We start from the raw sequence: 22,484 nt of genomic DNA on the forward strand, positions 1-22,484 counted from the left end.
AATTACAAAAAAACAACTAATCCAAATTATGAATTAGTTGCTTAATAAATTAATTTAATTATTTAGTCTATCAGTACCATTTGACAAAGAGCCTATCTATTGCATTTTAGCTTTAATATTTGCTAATGTTACTTCTGAAGTAGACTCAAAATTCAGATCCGCTCCTGACAACACATCTGAAATACCAACTGCTAGTGATGTTTCACCTGCGCCATTGATTGAAGAAATTCCAGCAGCTGAATCTTCCAATCCAATGACATTTTCTGGATCTAAATGTAAGACTTCCGCAGCACGAACGAAGATTTCAGGATCAGGTTTTCCCTTTGTCAAAGTGGCGGGATCAACAATGTCAACAAAATACTCAGTTAATCCCAAATGATCTAGAATCATTGGTGCATTTTTAGAGGCTGAAGCTACCGACATTTTATAGCCGGCTGCCATAGCTGATTGAATGAAATCTCTCATGCCAGGTAAAACATCATCTTCCGTCAATGTGGAAATAAGTTGTTGGTAATAATGATTTTTCTTCTCTGCTAATGCTTCTTTATCCGCTTGCGAAAAATCATCGGCATGATTCCCAGCATCCAAAATCATTTGCAAAGAAGACATGCGACTAATGCCCTTCAAACTTTCAGCCAACTCTGGTGTCCAAGTTGTGCCAACCTCATCAGCTGTTTGATGCCAAGCTTCGCCATGAAATCGTGCCGTATCAGCAATAACCCCATCTAAATCAAACGCAAAACCTTTAATATCTGAAAATTTAGCCATTTTTATTTATCCTCATTTTTTTTAATTTGGTAAGTTACAGTATATGTTTTTGTTTCATTTGCCGGCAAAACAATATCACCAAAGTCTTCATGATTAACCGCGTCGGGCAAGCTCTGCATCTCAATAGCAAGCGCTGTTTTAATGGCACTGTTATCATCAGGATTGGCAGTGAATACAACAACACCATTGCGATCTGAATCTACTGTCAAGGTCAAGCGTTCATCTGGTGAAGTTAGTTTTAATCCCTCTCCTTGACGACTTAGATCTAATACCCAAGCATCATCATAATGCTCCTGTCCCAAGGCGTGCAAATGCACAAAATCAAATTTTGTATTTTGATTATCAAGCACGTTACCGGTTGGAATCGTGTGATTATCAACTTCAAGATGTTGACGTGACGCAATTTGTAATTTATGCTGACTGATATCTTGACCCTTACCAACTAAATTAAAGTAGACGTGCGTCATTGGGTTGAACAATGTATTTTCAGTTGAAACGCCACTAAATATAATATCTAGACGATCCTCATCGTCCAATCGATAGGTTACTTGGGCAGCTAATTGTCCGGCGAATTCATCATCAAAAGTACGTGTGAAATTAATTTCCGCCGCTGTACCAAAATTTCTTGCTTCACCGTGCCAATTAACCACATCAAAGCCATTGATGCCAGAATGTAAAACATTGCCATGATCATTTGATGTTAATGTAAAATGCGTCCCATTAATATCATAGTCAGTTTTTGATAAACGGCCACCAACACGACCAATTGTGTTTCCAAAATGGAATGGATTATCTAAATACGCGGCTAAATCATCAAATTGTACTAATAATTCTTGTTTGACACCATCACGTTCAACGGAAAATGACTGCCAAGTTGCTCCGTACGAAATCGCGGTAATCTGTGTGTGTTTAATATTTTCTAGGGTAAACGCCGTCACGATTTTTCCGTCAGGTAATTGTCCAAAATCCGTCTCTACTACTTTCATGATATCCTTTCTTGCTATACAGCAAATGAGCGATTTCTCGCTCATCATCAGGCTTATTACTTTGTCAATTCGACATCTTGTCCTAATAGGTCAATAGCTAATGGTTCACCTGAAATCAATTCAACATGTGCACCTTGACCATCAACTGACACTTCCAAAACATGACCTCGGAATACCAAACGGAAAGCATATTTTGTCCAATTCTTTGGCAAGAATGGCTTCAAGTGGAGTTTACCATCACGCACACGCATGCCGGCAAATCCTTGCACAATCGCTAACCACGAACCTGTCATAGCGGTTATATGCAAACCATCTGACGTATCATTATTATAATTATCTAAGTCCAAACGGGCCGCACGTTCGTACATTTCAACTGCTTTATCTTCCATTTGTAAGTCAGCAGCCAAAATTGAGTGAACAGATGGCGACAATGATGACTCATGCACTGTCAATGGTTCATAGAATTCAAAGTTGTTACGCTTTTCTTCTTCAGTAAACACATCTGGGAAATAGAACATGGCATGTAATGTATCAGATTGCTTAATATATGGCGAGCGCAAAATGCGATCCCATGACCAGTTTTGATTAATTGGACGAATGTCTTGTGGCATATCAGCGATTGGTGTCAAATCTTTATCCAAAAATGTATCATGTTGAACAAAGATATGCTTTTTACCTATCTTGGTATCAACATCAGCCTCTGGCAAATACATCTTATCAATAATTTCTTGCCACCTTGCTAATTCTTCATCTGTCAAAGCCAACTTAGCTTTTTCGTCAGCATGAATTTCATCGTAGTGTTCAAGTGAGTATTGCAAAACCCATTTTGCCATCCAATTTGTATAGAAATTGTTATTAACATTGTTTTCATACTCGTTAGGACCCGTGACACCATGAATCATGTACTTATCGTTTCGGGCAGAATAATGGACACGATCTGCCCAGAAGCGTGCGATATTATACAAAACTTGTGCGCCATCACCGTCAAGCCATGAGTGGTCTCCCGTGATGTTTGTATAATTATAAATCGCATAAGCAATTGTCGAATTACGGTGAATTTCTTCAAAAGTAATTTCCCACTCGTTGTGTGACTCAATACCATCAAAGGTGACCATTGGGTACAAAGCACCTTTTAAGCCTTGTTCTTTGGCATTGTGGAATGCACCATCCAATTGATCAAAGCGATATTGTAGCAATGAACGAGTCACAGACGGATCAGCAACACCAAGGTAAACAGGAATTGCGAAAGCTTCAGTGTCCCAATATGTGGCACCACCGTACTTCTCGCCAGTGAAACCTTTTGGTCCGATATTTAAACGTGGATCATTACCATAGTAAGTTGAGAATAACTGGAATAGGTTGAAGCGAATACCCTGCTGCGCCGCATCATCTCCTTCAATTTGAACATCAGCTTTTTCCCAACGATTAGCCCATTCTTGCGCGTGTGCCGTATAGATATCGTCGTATGTTTGTGTGGCAAGATCCGCAGTTAGTGTCTCGCCTGTTTTAATCGCTTGAGCTAGGCTATCATAATCACGCGAAGTTGTCACAATCACGCGCTTTTCAAAACTAACGGAACTTTTGGCTGGTACTTCGATGTCAAAGTTATCAGTCACTTCTTTTTCAGAGCGGTTCACACCATGCTTTTCACCGCCAACAAAGCTCTGACGGGCAACAACTGTAAATTGTGGCACACCAAACGGATTTTCAATCGTTTGCGTAGCGATAAACGATGAATTAGTCTCATTACCTGCATCCAAAACTTGCCAAAACTTTTCATCATAATTTGAATCTTCATTGACGACGTCAGCATCAATACTAGCATCAAAACGAATTTTGTGTGCTTGTCCATCAGCAGATGACAAGTCATAGTGAATATCTGCTAGTTCCTTCACTGCTGCTGAAACTAAGCGCGTAATTTTAAACGTCACGCCAAACACAGTAAATGTTCGATTCAAAACACCATTTTTCATATCCAATGACACTTCAAAATCAGTCACATCATTCTTAGCTAAATCAACTTGATTGTCATCAACGTAAATGTCTGCTTTGACATAATTTAGGGCATTGATAGCTTTGCCAAAGTAAAGTGGGTAACCATTTTTCCACCAACCGACACGTGTTTTATCTGGAAACCAAACACCACCAACGTAAATACCTTGATGTGTGTCACCGGAATAGACTTCTTCGAACATGCCACGCATGCCCATGTATTCGTTGCCCAAACTCGTCATAGATTCTTGGAGACGCTTATCTTTGGGATTCAAATCATGTGATGTAACTGTCCAAGGATCAACTTCAAAAATTCGTTTCATAAGACTTTTTACCTCTTCAATTTTTTGAATGCTTAGCTTCAGCGCTAATATCTACGACGACCGATCGCTCATATTAACGCCGAAGCGTTAGCCATTATTGTGCATCTACTGGATTACTGTGAATTTCATTGATAAGCCCAACACTAACAGCACCAATTAACATTAAGATTCCGGATACTAAGATCATTGATGGGAAATGTGAACCAAGTGCAGGAAATAGTGCAAAACTAGCAACCGAAGCTAGAATTTGCGGCAAGCAAATTGAACCGTTAAACAATCCTAGATACGTACCCATGTGATCACCAGGCAATGCGTTGGTTACCATAATGAATGGGTATGCCATCATACCTGCCCATGAAATACCGATTAAAATAAATGAACCAATCAACAAATACTGTGAGTGAATAAAGAATACCGATATGAAACCAATTGCCCCTAAAAAGAGTGACAAAGCATAACCCGTTTTGTTTTTAGTTGCTGGGATTTTTGATAAGACTAGTGACCACACGACGGCTGCAATAGCATAAACCGCTGACATGATACCAAACCAATTACCACCATTCTGATACCCAGCTGTTGTTGGATCAGTTGCATGGAAAATATTGTCTGCCACAGCACCAGTACCATATGTCCACAAATATTGGAATGCCATCCAGCAGAAGAACTGAGTCAAAGTAACCATCCAAAATGTTTTTGGTGCACGCTTTAACAAAGTTAAGAAACCACCTTCACCATCATCTGGTGTATTCAAAGCATAGCCATGATATAACTCATAAGTGGCATCATCGTATTCTTTCACGTTAAAGACTGCAATTAGCGAAAAGATAACTAAGACTAACGCACCAACATAGAATGAAATAATCACAGAAGCTGGAACCTGACCTTTAGGTGCTGTATTAGCAACACCAATCGCTGTCAGTAAGAATGGAAAAATTGTTGCCAGGACAGACCCTGTATTAGATAAGAAACTTTGAATTGAGTAAGCGTATGATTTTTGGTCTTCATTAACCATGTCACCCACAACCATCTTGAAGGGTTGCATTGCAACATTAGAACTCAAATCCATGAACAAAATTGTGATTGCTCCAAACCACAAACCAGCAGTAGTTGAAAAACCAAAACTACCTGAATTAGGCAACAAGAACATCACAATAACTGACACAAGAGCACCAACCAATAGGTAAGGCATTCGACGACCAAAGCGTTTTGTCCAAGTGCGATCTGAAAAATAGCCAACTAGTGGTTGAACAAACAACCCTGCCAATGGCGGTAGGATGAAGAAAAATCCTAACTTAGTGGGATCAGCACCCAATGTCTGAAAAATACGTCCCATTTGGGAACTCTGCAATGAAAATGCCATCTGCACGCCCAAAAATCCAAAGCTCAGCATCCAAATGGTGCTTAGCGGCAGGTTTGGCAACCCCTGCCCTTTTTTCTTATCTACCATCATTACTTCCTCCAAAATTTTTTTGAAACATAACTGATTTGCTCTAATCATACATTATTTATATGAACAATTCGTGATGAAACTTTTTTTAGAAATCAGGAACATGTTCTTAACACCAATATACGTAACCGTTTACATTTTATAGTATATAACATTTGGATAATTAATGGAAGCGTTTGCACAATATTAACGATAATATTATGCAAACTTGTTGTTTATCGAACAGCTATAAATGCTGAAATGCTGGTATTTTCTAATTCTATCGTTTTTGATTCAATTTAAAAAATAATTTGTGCGACAATTTTTTCAACAATTAAGGCAAACGCTTGTCTTATAGGTGTTTAATTTCAGCTGAACCGCACTTAGCACAACAAGTGTAATCTAATCGCTCGCACGGATAATCGTAGTCGGTAATTAGAAATTGTGCATTAAGTTCAATACTAATCTAACGATAAAACAATATAATAAATATCACGATATCTCTACTGGCACATATATTGAGTCGTTTATTCAATACCTGCTCGATTATTCACGTCAATAGATTGTCTCTCTGCCGTAATATCTAAGCTAATTTTCAGTGTCTAACCTTTTTGTTGTAAATTATAGCTAATCGAATCAATAATTCGGTTCAACTGTTGTAACATCTTCTAAAAGTAAGAAACGAATGACATAATGGCGTCGGTTGACTAATGACCGTACGACTTGATTTGGCAGATAGTCAACAGTCTTTTTTTATTGCATGTTGTACCAGCACCATAAGTTAAGATGCTACTTGATTTGGATGATTAATTACATGGCTAAGTGTCATTTTTAAAACATGCGCCCTTCGTGCAATATTATTTTAATTCACCACGTCTCATCACAAAATTCAGGTAAACGGTACGGCACAATCACGCTGGTTGCCTTAGTTTGCTCCAGGACAGAACGCTGATCGTTAAACAATAATCGAACCGCTTCACTGCCCAAACTACGTGGCAACACGTCAACTGAATAGAAATTTTTACCACCAAGTCGTGCATATTCAGAACGATTAAAAGCTATCGTTGGCAATTTTGGATGTGTGGGTAAATGAGCTTGTGCTTGATTACGTGCCAGATAACCGATTTCGTCATCACTAGCAATAATGCCGTCAATTTCGTGATGCAATTCGAAATAACTTTCCAATACCTGTTTTTGCGCTTGAAAATCAAGTGGTAAAGATAAGACTTGACCGTCTGGTTGTGCAATATGAAAGCCGATTTCACGATTCCGCTCATAACGCCAATCAGCCAAAGTGCGAACAAAAAGCGGTGCTTTTAGGTTAAAATGGCCAACTAACTGTCTAGTTGCCTCTTCACCAGCTCGACGATTATCATTATCAACATATAAAACATCATTAGCTAGCTCGGGTTCACCAGTGACAACAACCCGGGCGTTGTTTTCTCGTAATAATTCAGAAATTGGATCATTTTCAATAGTGTAAAGCAGTATAAAACGGCGAACTTGTCCAGCTTCCACCATCATTTTAACGGCATTGTAGACTTCAGACCAATTGTTGCCCGTCGCAGTGGTCAATAAGTATTGTCGGGCAACGAGTTGAGAATTAATCCCGAATAGTAATTGCATTGAGAAAACATTTTTAGCACTATCTTCAGCTTGTGGTTGAAAAACAACCCCAACCGTGTTGCTTTCACTTTGTGTTAAGTTCCGTGCAGCAAAATTTGGCGTATATCCCATATCTTGTGCAATTTTTTTTATGCGTTCCTTTGTTTTAGCACTAATTTTCGGTGAGTCAGACAATGCGCGCGAAACCGTCGAAATAGCAAATCCGGATTTATTTGCAATATCTTGTATTGTTACCATAGCGACCTCCTGTACACGTTATTTTAACATGAAAAAGATTGGAACTGACGCCTCAATCTTTTTAAACCTTTGACCGATTTACTTGTCACACCAGAAACTGCTCAGAAGTCAATAAATTGGACTATTTTTATTCAGTTAATTAGGCGACATTTGAGATACGATTACGATTATAAAAATTGATATACCAACCAATGGCTGCTTGGACTTCAGTTAATGTTTGGTATTCCTTCAAATAAAACTCTTCAGGCTTCAATATTGAATGAAACGCTTCCATACGGCTATTGTCGTACGGATGGCCTTTGAGTGAATAAGAATATTTCAAGCCATAATTTTGGCATTTAATATTAAACTCAGCACTCGCGTATTGTGACCCCATATCTGAATGAATAATTAATTGCTTTCGATGCTTATCTAACGCCATCTGTAAGGCACTTGTGGCTAGCTCGGCTGTCATTGTATCGCCAATTTTATAGCCTAATACTTTTCTCTTCTCAGGATCCAAAATGGTCGCTAAATAGACCCATCTGTGATTAGTCAACTGAATATAAGTGATATCTGTTTGCCAAACACCGCTCAAATCATGCAAGTGTTTAATCAGATTGGGCTTTTGATTAACAGTCACCACATTTTTTGGCTTGTGATAACGTTTTTGCATGCGTAATTTAATCCCTAATTCACGCCCTAATTTGAGCGTCATATATTCAGATATTTTTGGACAATCAATTTTTTGGCTAGTAAGATGACCGCTCGCTTTAAAATTTCGTTTTCTTCCTCCAAAATAGTGAGGCGCTTCTCTAATTGCTTGACATCCTTTAACGTCTTTGACTGACCCTGAATCATGACTGGGGTAGCTTGCTTGCACCAAATCGCAATAGAATCTTTTGAAGGTCCAAATTCATCTGCTAATGATTTAAGTGAACGTCCTTCTTGGTAAAGTTTAACCAGTGAATCTTTAAAATCTTGTGAATAACGAATTGACATAAAAATACTCCTATACTTTCATTTTACGGACTGAATAAAAATAGTCCATTTTTTTAGTATAAGAGCACGCTAATGATAGTGAATATTTATATACGGTAGAATAATTAAATGACGAATTAACAAACAGTAAGCCATTAAGCGCAAAAGAAGTCACACTCAGTGTTAATCAGGTAGCACAAATCATTGAAAAAGTAGCTCAAAAATAAATTGATGAAGAAGAATATCCTTACATTGAGTCTTTTGCAAAATTAAAAAAAGAGTATAAAAGGCCTAATGTACTATTTTGACTATGCTGGTATACTCATTAAAACTTTAATTTCCGTACAGACTGAAAAGCCGAAGAGAGTTCCTTTTGGTTCTGGTGCAAAATTAACAAAATAGTCTTTGTAATTCTTTGTAATACATTGGGACGATTGTTGAACGGATCATTGTACTAATAATTCGATTAGTGATTGTGACGACGAAAAACCAAAGAGACTTGTTTCTCTTTGGCTTACTTTATGTAGTTGATGCATGACTTCAATCCCACTTAGCGTTTTTAGCGCAGTTCATAGTGATTGAAAACCGCTTGATTTTACTAAGACGTGTTTAATTAACCGATGATCTTGTTCAATCAAATTATTACGATATTTAGAACATTGGTGATTTGCTTTCACCAATAAGCCATCTTTAATTACTTGTTTAATAGCCTTTAAAGTGCCAGCATATTGATCAGTAACCAGACAATCGGGACGACCATAGGTCGTCAATAAACGTTTCAAAAAATGATAGGCGGATTGATAATCACGATGTTTACGTAACTCAAAATCTAGTGTTAATCCATGACTATCAATGGCTCGATAGAAGTAATACCAACGACCTTTTATTTTAATATAGGTTTCATCAACTCGCCAGCTTTGACTATGAGTATCTCGCTGTTTTCGCCATAATAATTTGAATAGTGGCCCGTAATGGTGAACCCAGCGCATGACAGTTGTATGATGAATAATAATTCCACGGTCACGCAAAATTTCAACCACATCACGGTAGCTTAATGAGAATCTAAAATAGTAGCCAACGGCTACCAAAATAATATCTTTTTGGAAATGTCGCCCTTTAAAATAATTTTCCATCATCGCTACCTCGCTTTTTAGGCTAATTATACCCAAAATAAGTTTACCTGAAAAATTTTGCACCAGAACTAAGATGGGCTGCATCGTGAATTTTTTGTTATGTTTACCGAATTTGAGATAAACGGCCATGCTGATGATCCTTATGTTGATATTAAAATTTACCCCAAAGCTATAAAATTATTGAATGAGCTGGAAAGTTGGGTTCGTTATGCTTTATCAGAATTCAGAGATTTAAAAAGCAGCTACGCAAAAACCATGTTCCGTTTACTAAAACAATTTAGGACTACTGGATACGCTTACTTTTCAGTTGCGGACTTTAACGAGCTATTAGATGTCCCTAAAAGCTATAAAAGTAGCAATATAAATCAATCCGTTTTAAAACCCATCAAAGAGGAACTTACACCTCTTTTTAGAGGCCTAACTGTTCGAAAAAAATATGGTAAAGGCCGCGGGAAACCAGTGATTGGGTATTCCTTTACTTGGAAGTCTGAAAAGAAAGACGCTAATGACTTCTCGCAAGGTCAAATTCAAGATGAACGTCAAAAACTCTTTAACATTCAGCATAATGGTGAATTAACAGAGCAGGAAAAATGGCGCGCCATTGACAAGGTTAAAGGGTTAACGTTAGGCTCTACTGAGAAGCAAGCATTGGCTGATAAACAGGCCGAGCACGATAAAAAAATAAGAGATCAAGCAAGACAAGAAGTACTTGCTGAACTCCGAAAGGGGTTTGGAAATCATGCCTAAAACGATTAGAGAACTTGCTGATGAATTAGGTGTTTCAAAACAAAGAATTCAACAAATAATCGCAAAATTATTGACAAGCAAAAAGCCAAGCAAAGAAGGTAATCGATATGTACTTAATCATAAAGACGTGCATAATATAAAGGCTTTAATGGGGTTAGAAACTGATAAGTCATCGACAAGTAAAACAACAACTAGTTTTGTCGATTATGAGTTATACTTAGATATAATGGATTCTATGAAAGAGAAAGATGAACAAATAAAAAGTCTATTAGAAGTCCAAAAAAACACACAAAATTTGTTGGATCAGCAACAGCGTTTATCTTTACAGGATAAAAGACTGTTAGAAGAATATAAGACTGAAATAAAAGATTTAAAAGCATTAAATATGCCATCACAGGATATAGAAAAAGATAATGTACTAAAGAATATAAAAGAAAAAAAACAAAAAAATAAAAAATGGTGGAACTTTGGTAGGGAAATATAATTGGATCTGAGTCAAGTTTTTAGACACGATTACGTAGAATTTCTAACTGACTAATTGTTCCTTTTCATCTGGAGTTAAATAGCCATCGGCACTAATGATCCGCCGAGAATTATAAAATCCGTCAATGTAACTAAACTGAGCCAAATTGGCTTCATGATAGTCTTTGTAAGTCCGTTGGTAAACCTCCTCCTTCTTGAAGCTGACATGAAATGACTCCACCACAGAATTGTCATACGGATAGCCACGTTTACTGTAAGAGTGCCGGATAGCGTGTTGCTTCAATGCTGTTTCAAGGGCAGTACTTCGATACTGGCTGCCCAAATCAGTATGCAGAATCAAACCAGCCTTGACAGTTCTAGTTTCACAAGCTTGATTAAGTACGTTGACAACCAACTCGGTTGTCATGTGTCGGCTTAATTTATGAGCGATAATTTTGCGAGAATACAAGTCCATGATGGTTGCCAGATAGCACCACCCATCAGTTTTGGTCGGAATATACGTAATATCAGCAGCCCATTTTTGATTAGGTTTGACAGCTTTAAAGTCTTGTTTTAATTCATTCAGAATAGGTTATACTAAACAAAAGATCAACTCCTAGAAAATGGTTTTGTGGCAAACACCAATTTAAGGAAGGCTGATCTTTTTGTTCGAACGTTGTTCGGATTAATTTTACAATCTACCATCAGATTAAAGTTTATTTTTGTCACCCGTATTCACCATGGGAACGGGGATCCAATGAATATTTCAATCGACGGTTACGTTGGTTTTTCCCGAAAAAGACTAACTTTGACCAGATAACGATGTAGAAGGTAAACGCGGTTCTGAATGTCTCTTAAAACCTATCTCAAATATTGACTTCAATCCATGACGGCTGTGATTACCATTTTGAGTTACCTTTAGGAGCCTTCATATGTACCTTTTTTGGTGTATATGAAAGCCTTTTTTCGGCTGAATGCTAATTAGCGCGAAATTTTGTAAAACCGATCAAAAGAGTTTGTGAAAAAAGGAAAAGGAATAGCATGAAATTTTTCATTTCATGCTAGGAATTATACAGTCGTTTTTAATTGGTACGCTATTCATGTTTATTTCACATAAAGGATATTTGAAAAAATCTGATTATAAGTGATGCGCCACATTATTCTTTAAAAAGTAACACTTTGCTTTGCGGATAAGTTGGGAACTGATTCATTGGGATCGTCCAGTCTTGCTTAGGCACAGAAAAAGTGTAATCATTGACTAATTTGTCACTAAAGACACGTAATGTGTGTAGAGTAATCCATTCGCCGGCGCAGCGATGCATTTGACGAAAATCTCGACCACCTTGCGCGATCATTTCATATTCTTCGTCATAAGATATTTGTTTGGTTTTTCCAACGAAACGATCCACTTTGAAGCTATCTGCGTTTTCCATAGAACGTGCATCGTGGTTAGTACCGTAAATATCGAGTACAACCCAACTATCCTTGGGAATCAAATAACCGTCGATTTCAACATCTTGAATACTTGTTGCTGGAATCATTGGGAAAAATGGATAATAGCGACGTAGCTCTTCAATAAATGAATCTTGTAATTCAACAAAGTTATTAGCTAATTTTTGGTAAACTTCAGTTTTATTGAATAATATGCGACCCATTAGTGCAACCCAGACAGTAATTGCAACTGTTGGGCGGATAATATTCAATAACTCCACCGCTGCGGTTTCTAGTGGCAATAAATTGTCTTTAGTGTCTTTAGCCGTTGCAAAGGCATATAAAGCTAGGTTGCGATCTTTATCTAATGGGTGTTCGCGGGCTTCCTGCAATAATTCTTGGGCCCATTTTTCAGCTTTTTTCCGACCAATGACGCCGTTTAAATAATCAGAAGCTGAATTTACACCTTCAAACATGGCAACTTGATCATCTGTCAACGCATCAATTTCTTGTTCTGTAAGTTGCCCTAAATTAATACCAGACCAAGTACAAATCGTTTGAAATAAAACCTTCTTAGCCAGGGTGTAAAGTTCAAAAGTACCATGTTGTTCATTTAAAGCATTGGTTAAATTTTTTCCCAATAATTTACGATAGTCAGCCATACGGTCTGGCGTCATTAAATCCATGAAAATGCCTTTACGTTTAAGATGTTCATCTCCATCTAGAGTCTGGACGCCTGTTTCACCTTGTAAGGTTTTCAAAATAGGCTTTGGTATGGCATTAGCGCGTTTAAAATATGTTGCGTTGTAAAATTTTTCAGCGGCTTCTTTGCCATATACAGCAACGACCTCTTAGTTTAGCAAACGAGCTTTCACGACAGGGGCGTTTACTTCCTCATGTAATTTTCCTAAAGCACCATAACCAGCGTTAAAAAGTGCTTTTAAATCTTTAAAATGGACTTTTATTTCAGGAATACTTGTCAAAATAATATCCTCCTTAAATTATTTCTATTTAAATTTATCATAACCTAAAATATAAAATTATGTTGATAAATAGCTCCGATTACTTTGGCGCAGTCGGCCTTGGGGATTAAGTTAGTAATTTTCCATACTGCCAGCGTTCATATTAACGTCATATGATTTTGGTAAATTGAACATTACAAAAATAGTACAAGAGACCAGGTCAGATTGACCTGGTCTCTTGTACTATTTTTATTTAGATTAAATCCAATCTTTACTTGATAGCTCCTTCTGTCACACTTGTCATGACTTGCTTTTGCAATAGGAGAAACAGAATAATAATCGGAACCACTGACAAAACAAGTCCGGCTAAGGCTAATTGCCATTGGCTGTTTGTTTCACCGAAGAAAGAATACATCTTAAGTGGAATCGTGTACATGCCATCTTTATTAACGACTAGTGATGGTAACAGGTAGTCATTCCATATTTTCATTGCATTCAAGATAACAACTGTACCTGTCATTGGGCTGACCGCTGGAAAGATAATATAAACAAAGGTTTTAAAAGGATAGGCTCCATCTAAAGCAGCAGCTTCGTCAAGAGTTTTTGAGACTCCTTGAAAAGCCCCATAAAAAAGAATAATTGAGAGACTTACTGATAACCCGGTGTTCATAATGACCAGACTCGTTCTGTTAAGGAAATTAACTTTGCCAAAAAGTGAAAGAAGCGGGATCATAATTGACTGAAAAGGGATCAGCATAGTGCCGGCACAAAGATAGTAGAGAATTGAACTGAAAGGCCCTTTAACACGAGAAAGAGCATAGGCAGCAGCTGCCGAAACCAATGTGATTACAATGACACTGGCTACTGTGATAGCTAAAGAGTTAAAGAAACTGCTTGTAAAATCAAGCGCCTGGTAAGCAGTTTTGAAATTTGAAAACGTAAAGTCGCGTGTAAACCATAACGGGTTTTGAAAAATTCCCCTTTTTCCCTTTAAAGCATTGATAATAACAATGATAAAGGGGTAGAACCAGAATAGGGCAATGATTCCAAAAAGAAAGCCAAGTAAGATTTTAGTTGATTTTTTCATCTTCTATCCCTCCCGCTTTCTTGAAAGTGCTAATTGAATAAAGGAAACAATGGTTACACAAAGGAAAAGGATAATTCCGGCTGCTTGAGCGTATCCCTGCTGGAAGTTTACAAAAGCAGTATTATAAATATACATCGAAATCATCTCTGTGGAGCGGTATGGGCCACCATTTGTAAGTGCTAAGTTTTGCTCATAGAGTTTAAACGAGCTGGCAAGTGTTAGAAATAGACTGATTGTAAAGGCTGGCGCCAATTGTGGCAGCTTGATGAAAAAGAAAATCTGGGTTGCTTTTGCACCGTCTAGAACAGCTGCTTGAATGGTATTCTTAGGAATTGCATTCAAGAAAGAAATATAGATTAACATAATATAACCGCTCATCTGCCAAACAAACAGAATTACTATCCCCCAAAAGCCTGTTGAAGAGTTGCTCAACCAACCTTTGAAAAAGTCAAGATGAAAAGCAGCGGCAATTGCCTGAAAAGCAGAAGTAAAAATGAATTGCCAGATAAAACCAAGTAGTATTCCGCCGATCAGATTTGGCATGAAGAAGATGGTTCTGAGTGATTTTGTGAGTCTGTTGTTGTGTCTGGTGACGATTAACGCAAAAACCAAACCGACTAAGTTAATTAGAATTACTGAAACAAAAGAAAATTTAACTGTTAGCCAAAAACTCTGCAGAAAGGTGGAGTCTTGAAAAAGGACTTCAAAGTTTTTCCAACCAATAAAAGAAGAGCGTAAACCATTGGAATCGGTAAAGGAATAATAAATTCCTATCAGAAATGGTATGACAATAATCAATAGTATAAAGAAAACTGCTGGTAAAATAAAAGCCAGATATTGATGTTTTTTAATAAGCATTTTTATCACTCCCCACTTTGGATTTCCCTGAGCTGTCGATATTTAGCCGATGTTTCCTTTTTCAATTCTTTCCAAGAGATTCCATTTACAAAATAGCGTTGTATATATGGCCCAAGTGCTTGGTTAGTAAAGCCATTCGGGTACTGTTTGTGAACAGGAGATTGTGCGTTTTTGGAAGTGCCGATCCGATAAATTTATTTAGAAAGATCATCAGGCAGCCTCGAAGCATCAAAGTTTTTAGTTGCAGGAACGAAACGCATTCCGTTAATGATTACGTTCTCAGCTTCTTTTGAAGTGTACATCCAGTTAATAAAATCTTTAGCAGCTTTTTGCCGCTTGGGATGATCTTTAGTGATTCCTAAATACCATGAGGAACCGGTCAAAAGACGGTCAGTACCATCATTTTTAACAAAGAACGGTAACATGCCAAGATTTTTTTGCACGTATCCCTTTTCCAGACCATCAAGCGTCGGAATAATCCAATTTCCTTGAGGTATCATAGCAACTTTACCATTGAAAAAAAGGTCTTGGACAGAAGGATCATATTTAACTGAAAGAATCGGTTGTACATTATATTTTTTTACGAGATCATAATAATTTTTCATTTGCCTCTCGTATTTCCAAGGGAAAGTTTTACTTTTGAAAGCTTTGACAAGATTATTGTTGTATAGCAGAGAAGTAAATTGTGCTGAAACAGAAGCAATTGAATTGGTATCAGCTCCGTTAAAGCCGAAAACGGCATCGATTCCAATCCTCTTTTTTTCTGAATTGAGTTTTTCAACCGCTTTCAAAAATTCAGAATAGTTATTGATCTTTGAGGCATCAATCCTAGCCTTAGCGAACACAGCTTTGTTATACGACCAGCCATAAGCCTCAATATCGACTGGAATTCCAACCATACGTTTATTTGAAATTCCACCGCTAACAAGATTTGGTACTATGTTTTTACTTGCCTTAAGATCTTTTAGATTAATCAAATGATCCTTATACCGATCTATTTCAGGTAGCCCGCCAAGCATAATAATATCTGGAGCTTCCCTAGAGGCAAACTTCGCTTGTAAAGCAGCGGCCCCACCGCCTTGACCTGAAGTAGTAATTTGGATATTGACGTTGGGATGTTTAGCATGATACATCCGCGCTAATTTTTGGTATTGTGCGGTTATTTCAGGCTTTTGATTAAAAAAGTTAAGTGTAATTTTTGAATTTTTTTCCTTTTGAGAGCTAAAACTACAACATGTTAAGACAATTAATGATAAACTCAACACAAAAGTTAGCTTAGCGATTTTAAAAAATCTTTTTTTCATGTCTTCCGCCCCGATTCATTTTCAATTGTTTGTCAAGAGCACCATTTTTTTACCTAAATTTTATGTTTTTATTATGAATCACTGCAGAAACAAAAGCAAGAATAAACTCGAGGAGGCATTTCTTATGAGTAAGATTCAAATCGAACACCTTTATAAGCGTTATGATAATGCGGAAAATGATACCCTAAAGGATATCAATCTTGAGATTGATGACAAGGAATTTGTTGCAATTATTGGACCATCAGGTTGTGGTAAGTCTACACTATTGCGTTGCTTTTCAGGTTTGGAAGAAGTTACAAAGGGAAAAATTAATGTAGATGGAAAGCGCTTCGATAATATTCCACCGCAAAAGCGCAGCATTGCAATGGTTTTTCAAGATTATGCATTATATCCACATATGACTGTTTACAATAACATGGCGTTCAACTTAAAACTTAGTAAATTTTCTAAAAGTGAAATTGATTCACGGGTCAAGGAAGCAGCACAAAAGCTTAATCTCACAGACTATTTGGCTCGTAAACCCGCGCAGCTTTCTGGTGGGCAGCGACAAAGAGTTGCTTTAGGGCGTGCAATGGTGCGCGCACCTGAAGTCTTTTTAATGGACGAGCCGCTTTCTAATTTAGATGCGAAGTTACGTGTTTCAACGAGGCAGGATATTATCGAGCTACATAAGCAGCTTGGAACTGTAACGATTTATGTAACACATGATCAAACTGAGGCGATGGCAATGGCGGATAAAATCTTGATCATGCGAGACGGAGTGGTACAGCAGTATGGTAAACCTGAAGAACTTTATGATAACCCGCGTAACCTCTTCGTTGCTCGTTTTATCGGTTCTCCCAGCATGAATATTTTAAAGGGTACTCTTTCGAACAAGGGACTTTTTAATTCAGGTGGTGTAAATTATGACCTTAGTGAATTCGTGAAAAAAGAAGTTTTGCCAACGGATAAAAGAGAGATTGTACTTGGCTTTCGGCCTGAGAAAGTAACGCAGGTAAAAAAGTCAGGAGATAATGATACAGCTCCTGAAAATTCTGCACAAAAAGAAGGATTTTTTGTACTTTCCGCAAGTAAAAATCTGACTGAATACATGGGCGGCCATACGCTTGTCTATCTAAAAACTAAAGATGGTGTTAATATTGTGACTCAAACGCCTAAAAGAATTCCTAATGATGATAGCCAAAAAAAATTAGATCTTTATATTCGTAATTCTAATATTTATCTGTTTGATGCTAAAAGCGGTCTGACACTTCAAAATGGTTAGCTTTACCAGATAAGAAAGAAAACGGTTAAGTTGGAGAGAAAGATTAAGCCACCCTGTGAGCCTTTCTGAACGTGTTTAGCTTACATGAATGTCATTAGACCTGCTTCGTCTTTAAACCGTTGATAGGGGTCTAATTTTGCGACGAATTTTTGCTGATTGGCTAAAATTTCCGCATTTAGTTCAAAATAGGGTTCCGGCTTAAAGTTTTTGATTGCTTGGTCTCTTTGATAGACCATATACAAGGTTGGCGTCTGCACGCGACCAATTGAATACACCCCGCGCACCCCATTTTGTCTCAACAATAAAGTATATAAGGGGCTACCATCCACACCGATCAACCAATCACTAATTTGACGGGTTTGGGCTTCTTTATAAGCCAAATAGTCTTTGTGCCAATCATCAAGATTTTTGAATCCGGTAATAATCGCGTCTTTTTCCAAACTATTCAACCATAGCCGCTTAATAGTCTTCTTTTTAACATCAATATGGGCTTGATTCATGATTGACCAGGCAATATTGGAACCTTCTCGACCGCTATCGGTGGCGACAATAATGGTATCGGCCTTCGTTAACAGGTCTTTAACAATCTTGAATTGAGCTCTTTTACTAGCTGACACCTCAAACTTGTATTTGTCGGGTAAAATTGGTAAATTAGATAAGGCCCATTGCTGGTATTTCTGATCGTATTTATCCGGTGTGGCTAGTTCAACTAGATGTCCGAGACCATACGTGACAAGCGTATTCTCGGGCAAAACAGGGTCACTAACCGTATAGTAACCCTGTTTTTTTGTGCTCTTTTGAAAGGCTTGGACGTATGAACGGGCTTGGCTGGGTTTTTCAGCTAAGATAACTGTTGTCATGTTCGTTCACTCCTTATGATTCAGTTTTTGTTCTAATTCTTTTTTGCCTTGGTTCGCACTATCCAACCAAGCTTGTTTTCTAAGTGCTTGCATGTCTTCTTGTTTGACTTGCTCATAAGCCTGTTGACGTTCCTTTAAGCAATCTTTGCAATCTACCTTTTTACAAAATATGTTTGCATAGGGTCTATAACATACAAATAACCCCTCAAAAACATTGTTAAAATAGCCCCCAATATCTATAATTTAGATATTGGGGGCTATTTTAATTTATTTTTTTATAAGTACCCCTAACCTATAGCTATTGATTCAAGATTTCATGGGAGCCAGTTGCAACCAATAACAAAATCAATTCATCATGATCTAGCTGATAAATAACAATCCAGTTGTCATAATTTTTGCCATAGTTTCCATATCTGGCAGGGTGAAATTCACGATAGCCATGCCAATTTCCTTTTAATGCATGATCTTTAATCTGTTTCAAAACTAGTACATCTTGTTCAACAATTGCTTCTAAACAAGGCTTCAAGACAGTTATTGGAAAATGTTTTTTGACTAGTTTTTTTAATTCACGTTCAAAAGATTTGGTCTGTTTAATTTGCATCTAACTTATCGATCCAATCTTCAAAGTCAGTTAATGAACCAATATTTTTGACCTGCCCTGTTTCTGCTTCTTTTTTAGCGGCTAAGGCTTCCGGAGAATCTAAAAAGCTGACTAATCGAACTTCATTATTGGCCGCCTTAACTAACGATAAGCGTATATACTCAGAAACGGTTAGCCCTTGTTTTGCTAGATTAGCTTTAGCCCGTTCACTAATGTCAGGTGTGACACGAGTTGAAATTGTCTTGTTTTTAATAATAGTATTACTCATTCTAATCTGCCTCCTTTAAGTTTACCATCGTACTACATTATAATATTAGATTTTTAGGTTTTCTGCAACTAAATTAATTTTAAAGTAAAGGAACTAACAGCTTATGCAACAAATTGTTCTACCCATCAAGGATTCAAATATTCTCAAAGAGGTGCAAGATACGTTACTCAATAATTTTAAAGCTGGCCGGCGTAACTATACAATTTTTCAAGTTGGTAAAGCTACGCTACTAAGAGTCAGTGACGTCATGTGCCTAAAACAAGCGGATATCTTTAATCCGGACGGCTCCATTAAACAAAATGCATTCATTCATGATCGAAAAACCGGCAAGCCTAATACCTTGTACCTTAAACCAGTTCAAATAGAGCTTTTATTGTATCGTCAATGGCTGCTTGATCATCAGCTACAATCTGACTGGCTTTTTCCTTCGATTCAACACCCAGAGCGCCATATTACTGAAAAACAGTTCTACAAAATCATGAGTAAAGTTGGCGACCTGTTAGGGATTAATTATCTAGGTACTCATACCATGCGTAAAACTGGAGCTTATCGCGTTTACACGCAATCCAATTATAATATTGGCTTAGTCATGCACTTATTAAATCATTCGAGTGAAGCCATGACTTTAGCTTATTTAGGCTTAGACCAAGCCAGTACCGAAACTATGTTAGATCAAATTGATTTTGGTTAGTTTTATTTGAATTTTTAGTTGTTGCCCAAGGCAACTTCTGAGACAGATTTTAAGCACAAAACCTCCAATAAATTTGGGTGGTGTGTAAGTGCACATTTTATTTTGATTAAACTAGCGTAGTCTGTTTAATCAAAATAAAATGTTTAGTTGAGCAAAGCGAAACTTGGAACCAGGAGGATAAAATCATGAAATTAGATTATGAGAAGACGTTTGAAATTGAAATCATTAACGAATTTTCAGCATCAATTTATGCCAAAATGTTGAACTATGTTTTAAACAACGAACTAGATAAAAATGATTTAAAAGACCTACAAACAAATTTGCTGAAGCAATTATCAAGTATGAACCAAATTGATTTATTTAAATTATCTCTTGAAGAATCAAGACAAGAAGAAACTCGTTTTACTCGTTTAAAAATTAAAAAGCAAAATAGGAATAAAAATGAAAAAAAGAGATGTGAAAATACCTTCACATCTCTCCTTTAACTATTACTTGATATCTATAAGTTTTCTTTTATTTTTTTCAATTTTTGGTAAATAAACAGATAAAATACCATTTTCAAATTTAGCTTCAATGTTATCTTCGTCTATATTATTAAGTGGATACATTCTCCTCACGCTACTATAAGATCTTTCTTTTTGAATGATTTTACCTTCATTATCTTTTTCTTCGTTCACCTGATTATTTTCAGCAGAAATTATTAACATATCATTTTCATAAGAAATATCTATTTGGTCTTTTGAAAATCCTGGAAGCTCTGCTTTTAATTCATATCTATCGTCTTTTTCACTAATATCAGTTTTTATACCTTTTTCATCAGGAAAATTACTAAAAAATTGTCTTCCAAAATCTCTAAACAATTCACTAGGTGTCATATCAAAATAATCTCTTCCAAACGATTTTAAATCATTAGCCATAACAATCCCTCCTTAATTAATATTTAATCTATTTTCACCATATATATAACACAAAGGTCAAAGATGGTCAATAATTTTTACTTTATTCCAATTGCTTTATTGACGTTGAGCCTCGGAACCCTTAACAATCAATAAATTTTTTCGGCATAAATGTGCCTATCTACTAGGTCTAGCGAGTAGACCCGACACAAATAAAATTCAATATCTAAGGGCGCACTTACACGTCAACTAACTTTGACGTGTTCCGATACCCCAAAAACTATATTAGATTTCGCTGCGCTCAAACAAATCTTTTTAATTGCTTTACACCGTTTTTCTTTCTAAACTTAAGCACAATCTTTGAATAACTAACTATAAAAAGATGCCTTTAATTTAAACCTGAAATAATTAGCTAATGTTAGGAGTAGCTCAGATGGACGAAAAGAAAGTATTAAAGCCCATTGATGAAATGCTTGTTGATCCTTGGCAAGTTGATATTCAAGAATTGTTTGAAGTTTTTGTTAATGAACCTGATGAGATCAAACAGAATTTGTATAATCCCTTGTACACTTACATTTTGCAAAAAAGACAAGAAGATATTATTAATCGACCAGGATTTGTAATTTAGCCCTCTAAAAGCTCGCTGAGGGCTTTTTATTTTGTTTTGGCATAATTATATGTAAATAAGCTTAAAACTGCTGAGAATTAAAAATAAAGGCCTTAAAAAGGGGTATAGCAGTTAAATTCTTATTATGTTTTAGAAAAGCTAACTGTTTGCTGTCAATGGTAGCGGACGAGCAAAGCGTGGGAGCATAAGGAATTGACAGCTCTTAACCAGTCTTAACACTGAATTGGCGAAAGCCAAAGTTTCTATAAAACTTTGCTTTCCTGCCTAACGGCGAGTGAAAAAACGGTCAAGCTGGTTCAGTTTGGACGGGGTGCGGGGCGTCAGCGCCCGTAATAAATGTGGCTTGCCACACCTTTTTAGGAAACGAACGCAGTGAGGCGCAAAGAGCGTAGCGAATGAAGTTTAATGTGAGCCGGTTTTTGGCTTACTCCTTTGTATTTTTGATTTTAGGTTTTGATCTCGTACAGTGGTGCCTCTTTTATAATCTCTTTTATAAACCTCTTTTAGGCACCTCTTAAGCCTTACTCTCACAAGGCTTACAGGGTTTTATAGATAGAGTTTTGTCTGTTTATAGATAGAGTTTTATGATATTGTATATTCATAAAAACGTGTTTATTAAAAGAGGTGCTTCATTTGAGTAATGAAATTATTAAATATGATCCAGAATTAAATACAATCCCACTTCGAAAATTCACTCCTGTTGAAATGAATTTATTCTTCTCAATAGTTTCTAGAATGCGTGACAAAGGTGACGAAACTGTAAGGTTTTCATTTGATCAATTAAAAGAATTAAGTGCATATAAACCTACAGCAAATAACCGATTTATTGACGATATTGAAAGGGTTCTGGTGCAAAATTAACAAAATAGTCTTTGTAATTCTTTGTAATACATTGGGACGATTGTTGAACGGATCATTGTACTAATAATTCGATTAGTGATTGTGACGACGAAAAACCAAAGAGACTTGGTTCT

General features: G+C 36.8%; 18 protein-coding genes and 7 pseudogenes. 8 read left to right on the forward strand and 17 right to left on the reverse strand.

The genetic code is table 11. From position 1 onward, the window contains the following. Nucleotides 1-96: 96 nt before the first annotated feature. The 8 genes and pseudogenes from pgmB to JOC59_RS07570 form a co-directional block, all read right to left on the reverse strand. A complete protein-coding gene (gene pgmB, locus JOC59_RS07530; protein WP_205144189.1) occupies nucleotides 97-768 on the reverse strand; it encodes a beta-phosphoglucomutase in 672 nt (223 codons plus the stop codon). Between the two features lie 2 nt (nucleotides 769-770). Next, nucleotides 771-1,754 (reverse strand): aldose epimerase family protein, encoded by a 984-nt coding sequence (locus tag JOC59_RS07535; protein ID WP_205144190.1) that lies wholly within the window; start codon nucleotides 1,752-1,754, stop codon nucleotides 771-773. A gap of 56 nt (nucleotides 1,755-1,810) precedes the next feature. Next, entirely contained in the window at nucleotides 1,811-4,069 is a 2,259-nt protein-coding gene (locus tag JOC59_RS07540; protein ID WP_205144191.1) for a glycoside hydrolase family 65 protein, read from the reverse strand. Nucleotides 4,070-4,163: 94 nt separating this feature from the next. Then, nucleotides 4,164-5,516, reverse strand: a complete 1,353-nt coding sequence (locus tag JOC59_RS07545) for an SLC45 family MFS transporter (protein ID WP_205144203.1) — start codon at nucleotides 5,514-5,516, stop codon at nucleotides 4,164-4,166. An 846-nt stretch (nucleotides 5,517-6,362) separates the two neighbouring features. Beyond that, nucleotides 6,363-7,358 (reverse strand): LacI family DNA-binding transcriptional regulator, encoded by a 996-nt coding sequence (locus JOC59_RS07555; RefSeq protein WP_205144192.1) that lies wholly within the window; start codon nucleotides 7,356-7,358, stop codon nucleotides 6,363-6,365. A gap of 139 nt (nucleotides 7,359-7,497) precedes the next feature. Beyond that, a complete protein-coding gene (locus JOC59_RS07560; protein ID WP_205144193.1) occupies nucleotides 7,498-8,055 on the reverse strand; it encodes an IS3 family transposase in 558 nt (185 codons plus the stop codon). Further along, complete coding sequence (locus tag JOC59_RS07565) at nucleotides 8,052-8,339, reverse strand: transposase (RefSeq protein WP_205144194.1); 288 nt, start codon at nucleotides 8,337-8,339, stop codon at nucleotides 8,052-8,054. The genes JOC59_RS07560 and JOC59_RS07565 overlap by 4 nt, the downstream gene beginning before the upstream one ends. Before the next feature lie 425 nt (nucleotides 8,340-8,764). After that, nucleotides 8,765-9,451, reverse strand: a pseudogene (locus JOC59_RS07570) (IS6 family transposase). A 75-nt stretch (nucleotides 9,452-9,526) separates the two neighbouring features. Here JOC59_RS07570 and JOC59_RS07575 point away from each other — a divergent pair. Next, nucleotides 9,527-10,198 (forward strand): annotated as a pseudogene (locus JOC59_RS07575) (RepB family plasmid replication initiator protein); the annotation flags it as partial. After that, on the forward strand, nucleotides 10,191-10,682 hold the full coding sequence (locus tag JOC59_RS07580; RefSeq protein WP_205144195.1) for a MarR family transcriptional regulator: 492 nt from the start codon (nucleotides 10,191-10,193) through the stop codon (nucleotides 10,680-10,682). The pseudogene JOC59_RS07575 and the gene JOC59_RS07580, both read left to right, overlap by 8 nt. 42 nt (nucleotides 10,683-10,724) lie before the next feature. Here the strand turns inward: JOC59_RS07580 and JOC59_RS07585 are convergent, their stop codons facing one another. Beyond that, entirely contained in the window at nucleotides 10,725-11,249 is a 525-nt protein-coding gene (locus JOC59_RS07585) for an IS3 family transposase (RefSeq protein WP_205144204.1), read from the reverse strand. 113 nt (nucleotides 11,250-11,362) lie between these two features. Here JOC59_RS07585 and JOC59_RS07590 point away from each other — a divergent pair. Then, nucleotides 11,363-11,482: pseudogene (locus tag JOC59_RS07590) on the forward strand (IS30 family transposase); the annotation flags it as partial. A 335-nt stretch (nucleotides 11,483-11,817) separates the two neighbouring features. Here JOC59_RS07590 and JOC59_RS07595 read toward each other — a convergent pair. The 4 genes and pseudogenes from JOC59_RS07595 to JOC59_RS07610 form a co-directional block, all read right to left on the reverse strand. After that, a pseudogene (locus JOC59_RS07595) lies at nucleotides 11,818-13,074 on the reverse strand (cytochrome P450). A gap of 250 nt (nucleotides 13,075-13,324) precedes the next feature. Further along, a complete protein-coding gene (locus JOC59_RS07600; protein WP_205144196.1) occupies nucleotides 13,325-14,140 on the reverse strand; it encodes a carbohydrate ABC transporter permease in 816 nt (271 codons plus the stop codon). Nucleotides 14,141-14,143: 3 nt separating this feature from the next. Then, nucleotides 14,144-14,998, reverse strand: a complete 855-nt coding sequence (locus JOC59_RS07605) for a carbohydrate ABC transporter permease (RefSeq protein ID WP_205144197.1) — start codon at nucleotides 14,996-14,998, stop codon at nucleotides 14,144-14,146. 5 nt (nucleotides 14,999-15,003) lie between these two features. After that, a pseudogene (locus JOC59_RS07610) lies at nucleotides 15,004-16,302 on the reverse strand (ABC transporter substrate-binding protein). 124 nt (nucleotides 16,303-16,426) lie between these two features. Between JOC59_RS07610 and JOC59_RS07615 the strand changes: the two are divergent. Beyond that, on the forward strand, nucleotides 16,427-17,566 hold the full coding sequence (locus tag JOC59_RS07615; RefSeq protein ID WP_205144198.1) for an ABC transporter ATP-binding protein: 1,140 nt from the start codon (nucleotides 16,427-16,429) through the stop codon (nucleotides 17,564-17,566). An 83-nt stretch (nucleotides 17,567-17,649) separates the two neighbouring features. On the opposite strand, the pseudogene JOC59_RS07620 reads toward JOC59_RS07615, so the two are convergent. From JOC59_RS07620 to JOC59_RS07630, 3 genes and pseudogenes are all read right to left on the reverse strand, one after another. Beyond that, nucleotides 17,650-18,426: pseudogene (locus JOC59_RS07620) on the reverse strand (DNA topoisomerase); the annotation flags it as partial. Between the two features lie 298 nt (nucleotides 18,427-18,724). Beyond that, nucleotides 18,725-19,027 (reverse strand): type II toxin-antitoxin system YafQ family toxin, encoded by a 303-nt coding sequence (locus tag JOC59_RS07625; protein ID WP_131470777.1) that lies wholly within the window; start codon nucleotides 19,025-19,027, stop codon nucleotides 18,725-18,727. After that, entirely contained in the window at nucleotides 19,017-19,295 is a 279-nt protein-coding gene (locus JOC59_RS07630) for a plasmid mobilization protein (protein ID WP_003625288.1), read from the reverse strand. Before JOC59_RS07630 ends, JOC59_RS07625 begins: the two co-directional genes overlap by 11 nt. Nucleotides 19,296-19,398: 103 nt before the next feature. Between JOC59_RS07630 and JOC59_RS07635 the strand changes: the two genes are divergently transcribed. Next, nucleotides 19,399-19,986, forward strand: a complete 588-nt coding sequence (locus JOC59_RS07635; RefSeq protein WP_205144199.1) for a site-specific integrase — start codon at nucleotides 19,399-19,401, stop codon at nucleotides 19,984-19,986. Between the two features lie 185 nt (nucleotides 19,987-20,171). Further along, entirely contained in the window at nucleotides 20,172-20,471 is a 300-nt protein-coding gene (locus JOC59_RS07640) for an antitoxin epsilon (protein WP_205144200.1), read from the forward strand. A gap of 3 nt (nucleotides 20,472-20,474) precedes the next feature. On the opposite strand, the gene JOC59_RS07645 is transcribed toward JOC59_RS07640, so the two are convergent. Continuing rightward, nucleotides 20,475-20,903, reverse strand: a complete 429-nt coding sequence (locus JOC59_RS07645) for an Hsp20/alpha crystallin family protein (protein ID WP_205144201.1) — start codon at nucleotides 20,901-20,903, stop codon at nucleotides 20,475-20,477. A gap of 394 nt (nucleotides 20,904-21,297) precedes the next feature. Here JOC59_RS07645 and JOC59_RS07650 point away from each other — a divergent pair, with 394 nt between their 5' ends. Together JOC59_RS07650 and JOC59_RS07655 are read left to right on the forward strand one after the other, a co-directional pair. Beyond that, the gene (locus JOC59_RS07650) at nucleotides 21,298-21,510 is read left to right on the forward strand and encodes a hypothetical protein (protein ID WP_205144202.1); all 213 of its coding nucleotides are present in this window, start codon (nucleotides 21,298-21,300) and stop codon (nucleotides 21,508-21,510) included. A 633-nt stretch (nucleotides 21,511-22,143) separates the two neighbouring features. After that, a pseudogene (locus JOC59_RS07655) lies at nucleotides 22,144-22,353 on the forward strand (replication initiation protein); the annotation flags it as partial. Nucleotides 22,354-22,484 lie beyond the last annotated feature (131 nt).

This window comes from Periweissella beninensis, from assembly GCF_016908275.1.
GTDB classification, from domain to species: Bacteria; Bacillota; Bacilli; order Lactobacillales; family Lactobacillaceae; genus Periweissella; species Periweissella beninensis.